This is a genomic window from Neisseria sp. P0009.S008 (assembly GCF_051958615.1).
GTDB lineage: Bacteria > Pseudomonadota > Gammaproteobacteria > Burkholderiales > Neisseriaceae > Neisseria > Neisseria subflava.
This window is the reverse complement of the sequence record NZ_JBQCVG010000010.1, coordinates 71,583-78,580: the sequence shown is the minus strand read 5'-3', so window position 1 is coordinate 78,580 and position 6,998 is coordinate 71,583. Positions and strand designations below refer to the sequence as shown.

Sequence of the window (6,998 nt, the reverse complement as noted above, 5' to 3'; positions counted from 1 at the left end):
GTAATGTATATTTGCTCATAAAAAAACTGCACCTTGTGAGTTGGAGGGGGGATGTCCAACTTTTGGGGTGCAGTTCAGGTTTCAGACGGCCTTTTGTTAAAAAATAAAAGAAACACAAATCAAAAGGGCAGATTCAAATCTGCCCTTTGCTGTTTTCCATCTAATCTTTATAGGATTACGCCGAACGAGCCAGCTCTTCCGCCGCTTTTTGCACTATATCCGGCGTCAACTTGTTCAAACAATCCGTATGCCCTAACGGACATTCGCGTTTGAAACAAGGTGAACAATCCAAATTCAAGCTGACGATTTTTGCCTTTTGGCTTAGAGGCGGCGTATGGTCAGGGCTGGATGAGCCGTAAACTGCAACCAATTTCCGATCAAGCGCGGCCGCAAGGTGCATCAGACCGCTGTCGTTGCACACGACCGTATCGGCGCAAGACAACAGATCAATCGCCTCCGGAAGATTGGTTTTGCCGCAAAGATTGGTACACAGGCCGTCTGAAAGCCGGTTGATTTCATCTGCAATATCGAAATCTTTTTGCGAACCAAACAGCCAAACCTGCCAACCCTCGGTCAAATATCGGCGGCCGAGTTCGGCAAAATGACGAGCAGGCCAACGCTTGGCCGGACCATATTCCGCACCGGGACAAAATGCCAAAATCGGTTTATCCGCCGTCAAACCATGTTTTGCCAAAGCGGCTTGACGGCTTTCGGGATCAATCGTGAAACAGGGATTATCAGAATGCCCGTTAAAATCCGCTTGGGTCGGATGCGCCAGCGCAGTATAGCGGTCGACCATCAGAGGCAATGCGGCCTTATCCAACTTGCGGATATCGTTCAGCAAAAAATAGCGCGACTCGCCGACGTAGCCCGTACGCTGCTTAATACCCGTAGCCAAGGCAATGATGGCGGATTTGAGCGAACCAGGCAAAACAATCACTTGATCATAGCCTTCTTTTCCCAATTCACGCCCGATACGCCAGCGTTTTTTCAATTCCAACGCACCATGTCCAAACGGATTTTCTATTACACGGTTGATTTCAGGCATACGCTCAAATACGGCCATCGACCATTTAGGTGCAAACGCATCAATGATGCAGCCGGGATGCAGCTCATGCAAACGGCGATAAAGCGGTTGGGTCATGACGCAGTCGCCAATCCAGCTTGGGGTAATAATCAGGATTTTTTTGGACATAATGGAATGTGTTTTTAATTTTAGCTTATTGTAATACGATTTTTAAAAGGCCGTCTGAAACTCGGTTTAATCTCTCAGATCAAAACGTACTACTTGATACACGTCATTTCAACAGATGAACCCTGGTTTGAGCGCATGAAGCGTTTGTCTTCCCAATTTATCCGGCAAGTTCTGAAAATACCCCACCTGAAACGCCAGACCAACCGGCGGCAAGCAATATTTGCTTCATTTTTAAAACCTTATAAAAACAGAAAGGCCGTCTGAAGTATTTTCAGACGACCTTTTTATACTGGTTTAACGATGGTAGTTAGGCGCTTCTTTAGTGATTTGTACGTCGTGAACGTGAGATTCGCTCATACCGGCAGAAGTGATTTCCACAAATTCTGCTTTCTCGTGCATTTCAGCAATATTGGCGCAACCCAAGTAACCCATGCTGGAGCGCAGACCGCCGGTCAGCTGGTGGATGATGTTCACAATCGGGCCTTTATAAGGAACGCGGCCTTCGATGCCTTCAGGAACATATTTGTCTGTGCTGTCGGTTTTGTCTTGGAAGTAGCGGTCAGCAGAACCTTGGCTCATCGCACCCAACGAACCCATGCCGCGGTAAGACTTGTAAGAGCGGCCTTGGTAGAGTTCGATTTCGCCCGGAGCTTCTTCCGTACCGGCAAACATACCGCCGAGCATGACGCTGTATGCACCCGCTGCCAGAGCTTTGGCAATATCGCCGGAGAAGCGGATACCGCCGTCGGCAATCAGGGGAACGCCTGTACCTTTAAGGGCTTCGGAAACATTGTGAATCGCAGTCAGTTGAGGCACGCCCACGCCGGCTACGATACGGGTCGTACAAATCGAGCCCGGGCCGATACCGACTTTAACGGCATCCGCACCTGCTGCCACCAAATCCAAAGCGGCTTTGGCAGTCGCGATGTTGCCGCCGATGACTTGGATGTGGGGATAGGTTTCTTTGACCCAGCGCACGCGATCGATCACGCCTTGGCTATGGCCGTGGGCAGTATCGACCACAATCACGTCCACACCGGCTTCCACCAATGCTTTGACACGCTCTTCGGTATCGCCGCCGGTACCTACCGCGGCACCGACGCGCAGGCGGCCTTCGGCATCTTTGTTGGCATTAGGGAATTCGGTTGTTTTCAGAATATCTTTAACTGTAATCAGACCTTTGAGTTCATCTTGGTCGTTCAATACCAAAACGCGCTCAACTTTGTGCGCATGCATGATTTCACGGGCTTCATCGATGCTGGTACCTTCAGGAACGGTCACCAAACGGTCACGGGGGGTCATGATGGCAGAGACCGGCAGATCAACACGGTTTTCAAAACGCAGGTCGCGGTTGGTCACGATACCGACCACTTTGCCGTTTTCAACAACAGGCAGACCGGACATTTTGCGTTTGCGTTGTGCGCGCATTTCCAAGACTTCGCGGATCAATGCGGTCGGCGCAACGGTAACGGGATCTTTCACCACGCCGCTCTCATGGCGCTTCACTTTGGAAACGGCACGCGCTTGCAACTCCGGCGTCATGTTTTTATGGATAATGCCGATGCCGCCTTCTTGAGCCATAGAAATGGCCAGACGCGCTTCGGTAACGGTATCCATTGCAGCAGAAAGTAGAGGGAGGTTGAGCGTGATATCGCGGGTGAGTTTGGTTTGAAGTTTGACATCTCGAGGCAGCACGTTTGAGTGTGCTGGAACCAACAAAACGTCGTCGAAAGTATAGGCTTTTTCTACAATACGCATGATGCTCGGTCTTTCAGTTTGTGCAAGATGCACGGCATTATATCACACCGGCTTGATGCTAACATTGGCAATACATGTTTTAACGTTATTTTTTTACATCATTTGATCTGAGGTACAAAAATATGCCAACGCATTGCAGTTTCAAGTAAAATAGGTTGGATGAGAACATCATTTACATAAGGGAAACCCATGAAATCTTCCGTACTCAAAACCTGTCTGACAGCAGCCCTTCTCTCTTCCGCCGCCCTGACCGGCGCGGCCGAGGTTTACACTTGGAAAGGCGCATCGGGCAACAGCTATTCCGATACGCCAAACCGCCTGCAACCGAAGCGTTCCGGCGTGGTCAACATCCGCACGCACAACGTCAAACCTGCCGTTACACCTGCTGTTGCGGCATCTGAGCCGGTTGCCGAGCAGCCTAATGAGCAAGTTGCGGAACAAAATAAACAAATTGAAGAGCGCAATAAAAAAATCGAAGAACAAAACCGCCAAAACAAGCTGGAAAACTGCAAAATCGCCAAAATCAACCGCCAAGTCGCCGAAAGCGCTCGCTTGGCCAATCGCGACAGTTTGATTAAGCAATATCAAAACGACGTCAATAAATACTGCAATTAAGCTCTCGAATCACAATATCAAAAAGGCCGTCTGAAATTTAATTTCAGACGGCCTTTATTTTTCAGTCCATCAATAATACACCTGAACCAACAACAAGCCGATGGCCAAGCTGAATGCCATGCTCAACAAGCCCGGAATCATGAAGCTATGGTTGAAGATGAATTTGCCGATTTTGGTCGAGCCGGTTGTATCGAAGTCAATAGCGGCAATAATCGGACCATAGTTTGGTATAAAGAAATAGCCGTTTACCGCAACGAATGTGCCGATAATGATGGGCGCAGGAATACCCAGTTTGATGGCGATCGGAAACAGCGTTGCCACTGTCGCGCCTTGACTGTTGACCAATACCGACAAGACAAACAGGGCAAAGGCAAAGGTCCACGGTGCAGATTCAACCAAATGGCTGACGGTCGATTCCACTTCTGTTAAGTGGCCGCTCATCAAGGTATCGCCCAACCAAGCCACGCCAAACACCGCAATCACGGCACGCATACCGGCATGGAATACCGAACCTCGGGTAATCGCATCGCCATTGGGTTTACACGCCAAAATAATCAGCGCAGAAGCAGACAACATCACGATTTCAATCGTATGCGCCATGCCCATAGGCTTGATCGCGCCATCGTGTTCAAAAGCAGGACGCAGCTCAGGCAGCGCACCCATCACGACCACCAGCAATGCCGCAGTCAAGAAAATACCGACCGACAATTTGGCTTTCGGCGAAATGGCAACATCGGTTTGTTGTTCCTCCACATCGATGTATTCTTTCACATAGTTCGGGTCTTTCAGCAAAGCCTGATAATACGGATCGTCTTTCAATTCTTTGCCCAGTTTGTTTACGAACACGCAAGCCAAACCGATACCCAAAATCGTGGACGGGACGGTAACTTTCAACACATCCGCCATTGTAATGTGTTGCGGCTCAAGCATGGTGACGCAGGCAACAACCGCGGCGGCAATTGGGCTGGCAACAATCGCAAATTGGGAAGCGATAACCGCCATCGTCAGCGGACGGGAAGGACGGATGCCATTGCGACGGCTGACTTCGGCAATTACAGGCAAGACCGAGTAAGCCACATGGCCCGTACCTGCCAACACGGTGAAGGTGTAAGTTACCGCCGGCGCGATAAAGGTGATGTATTTCGGATTGCGGTGCAACACGCGCGTGGCAATCTTAATCATATAGTCCAAACCACCACTGGCCTGCATGGCCGCTGCGGCAGACACTACCGCCATAATCATCAGCATCACATCAATCGGCGGGCTGGTCGGTTGAAGATGGAAACCAAAAGACAATACGGCCAAGCCGATACCGCCGAGCACGCCCAAACCAATACCGCCAACCTGCGCACCAATCAGGATACACAGCAGCACAACGGCAAACTGGATAAAAAACATAGTTGACATCACAACTCCCAAAATCCGGCCTTAGCCGAAATAAAATTACAAACGGTTAGATTATAGAGTAAACCCTCTTCCCTAACCATACTTTACCTAATTATACATACCGATCTACATCAAATAAATAATATTCTCATTTAACCAATAGACTCATTAAAAGCACAAAAAAGGCCGTCTGAAGATTTTCAGACGGCCTCTATGGTTTAAAAAGATGATACGGCTATTTTCCGGCTACTTCTTCATCTTTTATAAAATCCGATACGCCATGAACACAGCGGATTTTGCGTTCCGACAAGGTTGCCTCCAACAAGGCATCGTTTTGCGGCAAGGAATCGCGTTCTGCCTCATTGTGCCAGAGGTGGTACGCAATACCGGCAAATTTCAGATTATGGCGTTTCATCCCGTTATGATAACAACGGGCAACAAATTCGCTGTCTTCCCTGCCCCAACCGACAAAGCTATTGTCGAACCCATTGACGGCAAGCGCATCGCTGCGGAAAAAGCCCATATTGCAGGTTTTGATGCCTTTATGTTTGCGGTTGCCTTTTCGGCCTGCCAATTTGGCCAAACAACTGCAACGCAAGGCGGAAAGCCGTTTTTCTATCCCCGAGCTAAACATGGACAAAGCAGGCAAATCACCTTCGTCCAAAATATCCTGCGTTTTATCCTCAGTCAAAATCACGCGGGAACCCTGTATCAGACGGCCTTTGCGGGCAATTTTCAAATGATCGGCGATAAAAGACGGATCCAAAACCATATCGCCGTCAATCAACACAATATAATCGCTTTTCGCCTGCGCCAACGCACGGTTGCGCGATTCGGCGGCACGAAAGCCTCTATCCGGCTGCCATGAATGCTTAACAGGAATGCTTGTCCTGCGGCGGATAAAATCAACCACTTCGGCGGTTTCCTGCCTTGAGCCGTCATCCGCAACAATAATCTCATCCGGCAGACGGGTTTGCGATAAAGCCGATTTCAACACCAGCTCCAAAGCATCGGGGCGGTTGTAAGTGGTGATGATGAGGGAGACGGTTATCGTGCGGTTGCGCTCGTAGAGTTTGACATATTTGTAATACGAACCTTGCGCATTGGACACTGAAATCGTCAGGCCGTCCGCCCCATAGGCAAAACCGCGTTTGAGCAGATAATTCTTCACAAACGATACGCCGCCATGCAGCAAAGCCTTAAACGGCGAACTGTCTTTCTTAAAGCGGTTTTCTTCCGCATACAGTGAGCTGTACTGCTGCATTTTCTGAATCAGCCCTTCGGCGTTTTCAAAAGAATAATGTTTCAGACGGCCATCAAGTTGTTTAACCTTGGCTTCCTGCGGCAACACCAAAGACTCATGCACCTGACGGTCGGAAAAACGGGTAAATCTGCGATGGTAAAGGCGCGGAATAATATCCGGATACCAGCCGCAGCCTTTAATCAGTCTGCCGTGGTAATGGTTCAAACGGGAAAGCGAAAAGATGTGTTCCTTCTCATTTTCCAAAACGGCCGCACGAATGGATTCGATTAAAGCTTCATCCGCCACTTCATCACTGTCTATGCTGAAAATCCAATCGTTTTGCGCCAGTCTGGCCGCCAGATTTTTCATCGGGCCAAACCCGATAAAGTCATGCTTGTAATAGCTGGCATTCGGAAAGCCCTTGGCAATTTCAAAAGTACGGTCGGTCGAGCCGTTGTCCAACAACAGGACTTCGTCAAAGTCTTTCAACGCACTCAAAACTTCTGAAAGATAACGTTCTGAATTTTTTACCAACATGGCGGCGGTTGCCGGAATTGTGTGCATCATAAAAAGGCCGTCTGAAAAAGGAAGCTGTATTTTAACCGATATACCGCTACAATATGTCCTCCTTTTTTCAGACGGCCTGACTCATGCAGCTTATTCTTGCCCCCATGCAGGGTAATATAGAATTTTATTAAAGTAATTTAAAAATCAGGTATTTGAATAAACTTTAGAAAAAGTGGTGCAAAAAAGGTGCAAATAAAATAAAGATATTTTCAAAACCTCTTGCAATACCGCGTA

The 6,998-nt window shown here is 48.6% G+C and carries 5 protein-coding genes; 1 reads left to right on the top strand and 4 read right to left on the bottom strand.

Translation table 11 applies throughout. From position 1 onward, the window contains the following. Positions 1-175 precede the first annotated feature (175 nt). Positions 176-1,195, bottom strand: coding sequence for a lipopolysaccharide heptosyltransferase II (gene waaF, locus ACTHSQ_RS09270; protein ID WP_204788419.1), 1,020 nt, complete (start codon positions 1,193-1,195; stop codon positions 176-178). Between the two features lie 294 nt (positions 1,196-1,489). After that, positions 1,490-2,953: an IMP dehydrogenase gene (guaB, locus tag ACTHSQ_RS09265; protein ID WP_003678893.1), complete on the bottom strand. Its 1,464-nt coding sequence runs from the start codon at positions 2,951-2,953 to the stop codon at positions 1,490-1,492. A gap of 189 nt (positions 2,954-3,142) precedes the next feature. Here guaB and ACTHSQ_RS09260 point away from each other — a divergent pair, with 189 nt between their 5' ends. Next, positions 3,143-3,568, top strand: a complete 426-nt coding sequence (locus ACTHSQ_RS09260; protein ID WP_070749573.1) for a DUF4124 domain-containing protein — start codon at positions 3,143-3,145, stop codon at positions 3,566-3,568. 69 nt (positions 3,569-3,637) lie between these two features. Here ACTHSQ_RS09260 and ACTHSQ_RS09255 read toward each other — a convergent pair whose 3' ends face one another. Both ACTHSQ_RS09255 and ACTHSQ_RS09250 read right to left on the bottom strand, forming a co-directional pair. Then, positions 3,638-4,966, bottom strand: a complete 1,329-nt coding sequence (locus tag ACTHSQ_RS09255) for an anaerobic C4-dicarboxylate transporter family protein (RefSeq protein WP_440371652.1) — start codon at positions 4,964-4,966, stop codon at positions 3,638-3,640. 223 nt (positions 4,967-5,189) lie between these two features. Beyond that, positions 5,190-6,764, bottom strand: a complete 1,575-nt coding sequence (locus tag ACTHSQ_RS09250; RefSeq protein ID WP_440371586.1) for a glycosyltransferase family 2 protein — start codon at positions 6,762-6,764, stop codon at positions 5,190-5,192. Between the last annotated feature and the right edge of the window lie 234 nt (positions 6,765-6,998).

Coding starts and splice junctions, on each gene's coding strand:
- waaF (WP_204788419.1), bottom strand. CDS start 1,195: ATGTCCAAAAAAATCCTGATTATTACCCCAAGCTGGATTGGCGACTGC.
- ACTHSQ_RS09260 (WP_070749573.1), top strand. CDS start 3,143: ATGAAATCTTCCGTACTCAAAACCTGTCTGACAGCAGCCCTTCTCTCT.
- ACTHSQ_RS09255 (WP_440371652.1), bottom strand. CDS start 4,966: ATGTTTTTTATCCAGTTTGCCGTTGTGCTGCTGTGTATCCTGATTGGT.
- guaB (WP_003678893.1), bottom strand. CDS start 2,953: ATGCGTATTGTAGAAAAAGCCTATACTTTCGACGACGTTTTGTTGGTT.
- ACTHSQ_RS09250 (WP_440371586.1), bottom strand. CDS start 6,764: ATGATGCACACAATTCCGGCAACCGCCGCCATGTTGGTAAAAAATTCA.